The organism is Protofrankia sp. CiP1_Cm_nod3 (genome assembly GCF_982290655.1).
This window is the reverse complement of sequence record NZ_CEVIVD010000047.1, coordinates 32,491-34,813: the sequence shown is the minus strand read 5'-3', so window position 1 is coordinate 34,813 and position 2,323 is coordinate 32,491. Positions and strand designations below refer to the sequence as shown.

2 protein-coding genes are annotated in these 2,323 nt (G+C 71.8%); both read left to right on the top strand.

Going from position 1 to position 2,323, the window contains the following annotated elements:
- A partial coding sequence (locus AC5LUJ_RS11540) for an adenine deaminase C-terminal domain-containing protein (RefSeq protein ID WP_493464922.1) occupies positions 1 to 694 on the top strand: 694 nt, incomplete at its 5' end.
- Between the two features lie 480 nt (positions 695 to 1,174).
- The gene (locus tag AC5LUJ_RS11535) at positions 1,175 to 1,600 is read left to right on the top strand and encodes a hypothetical protein (protein WP_493464921.1); all 426 of its coding nucleotides are present in this window, start codon (positions 1,175 to 1,177) and stop codon (positions 1,598 to 1,600) included.
- Positions 1,601 to 2,323: the final 723 nt, after the last annotated feature.

The window sequence follows — 2,323 nt, the reverse complement described above, 5'->3', positions numbered from 1 at the left end:
GGAGGTCGTGCTCTCCGGTGGCCGGCTGGCCGCGGAGCGGGGCCGCCCGCTGTTCGACAACCTCGACGTCGTCCCCGCCTGGGCCCGGGAACGGCTGTCACTGCCCTCCGGGCTGCACGGCGGGTCGTTCACGGTACCGGCGGCGCCCGTCGGTACCGCCGGTCGGGGCGTGAACGCGGCCGAGCTGCGTATCACGCAGGATGACTATCCGTATGTTGAAAGCGTCGTGGTGCGGCCGGCTACCGTCGACGGCGCTACTGGCTGCCCCGGGGCGGATCCGGAACGCGACCTGCTGAAGGTGGCTCTTGTCACCTGCCGTGTGCATCGGGACCGCCCCGCCGGGACACGGGCCGGGTTCATCCGCGGGATCGGCCTGCGCCAGGGGGCGATCGGGATGACCACGAGTGTGGCACCCGGCGACCTGGCCATCATCGGGGCCGGCGACCACGACATGATGACGGCCGCCCGGGCGCTGGAGGGGATGGGCGGTGGTTTCGTCGTGGTCGACCGCGGCTGGGTGCTGGCGGCCTGCCCGCTGCCGGTGGCCGGCGTGATGAGCGACGCCCCCTGGGACGCCGTGCGCGACCAGCTGGACGGCGTCGACGCGGCCGCCGCGGCCCTCGGCTGCACGCTCGCCGCACCGTTCCTCACCCTCGCGCCGCTGGGCCAGCGGCTCTATCACCCGCCCTTCTGACGGACAGGCCTGCCCGCCCGAGTAAGCGGCCCCTCGTGTCGCCTGCTCGGGCAGGCGCGGCCGGAAGCCCGCCGCCCGCCCGTCCGCCCGTCCGCCCGTCCGCGGAAGTGATCTGCTCGTTCTCCTGGCGGAATGCCCGGCTGTCTCTCCAGCGGCCCGGCCTGTCCGTCTTCCCCCCACCGTGTCCGGCACGTCGGGCAGGTCGTAGCTTTGGCGGCGTCGGCCGAGGCGAGGGCCACGGGTTCCGCGGGCCGACATGTGGGGGATGCACGGGCGGCGCATCCGTGCGTGGGGAATCAGAGAGTGGGGGATCTAATGCGTTTGGCGCCTGTGACGGGCCACGTGGGAACATCGCGGCTTCGTACCGCTCGCACCGTGACGGCCGGAGCCGGTGCGGGCCTGGCACTTCTGCTCGGCGCGTGTGGCGGATCCACGTCGCCGTCCTCCGTGGCGGGTGGGCCGGCGACAGCGGTCGAGGCCGTGCGGAGCATCGCGCCGGTTGATCTGCCGACCGATCTGCCGACCGATCTGGCGCTGCCGTCGCGCACGCCTCCCGCGGCGGCGGGTACGGCGGCTCCTCAGGCCGCCACGACCGCGACGGCGGGTGTGGCGGCCCTGAAGGGAACGGTCGTCTCCGCGGGCTTCCCGTTCCCCAGGGGCGCTGTCCCCACGGTCTCGGTGTCCAAGCCTCAGCACGCGACGATATCGCTACAAGGCGTGACACCGGCCGCAGCACTCCAGTTCTACCGGCAGGCGCTGCCCGCCGCCGGTTACAAGTTCCTGCAGCAGGGCGGCTCGGACGGCAGGACGAAGCTCACCTTCGAGGGGAAGGGCCAGAACATCCAGCTCCTCGTGGGCGGTGACGGCAGTCCGGATCTTGTCCTGCTCCTCTTCGAGAACCTGTAACAGCGGAATGCGTAGGTGGAAAACGCTGCTGTAACAACGGTTTCCACCTACGGACGCGGAAGCTGTAGGTGGAAACCGTCGCCGCGGTGATGGTTTCCACCTACAGCCTCCGCCGTGTGGGCTTCCGGAGGAGGCAACGGCCGGCGCCGCGGGGCGGTCGGTGCCACCGGGCCGACGCCACGGTGGCGACGCGATCCCGAGGAGCGCGGTCCCGGCGGGAGGGGCGTTGTCGGGGAGAAAAACCGGCCTTGGTCGCAGCTTTCTTCTCGAGCGTCCCGGACGGTCGTTGCAACCGCGGCGATTGTTGGGACAACCGCTGGTCGCGGAACCACGGGCGCCTGGTCCGAGCTGGTGTTTCATGCCGCTGGCCGCCGGTTTGGAAAGGCGGCGGCCAGCGGCGGTACGCGCGGGCAAAAGGCGGGGTGGGTGGCGGCGCCCGCGAGGCGGATGGGAGGATATCGGTATCGGGATTCCGGTCGTCCGCACCTATACGTTTCACACGTATGCGTTTCATGCGTGTGTGTTTCATACGTTCCGGTGCGCGTTCGCGCGTGTCGGCAGCCGGTACGAGCCGATGACGGGCTGGCTCATGGGCGGACGCGCCCATGGCGGCCGAGGTCGGCGAGGTCGGAGGTCGGAGGTCGGCGAGGTCGGCGAGGTCGGCGAGGTCGGCGAGGTCGGCGAGGTCGGCGAGGACGGGCGGGCCGCGGGCCGGGCCGAGGG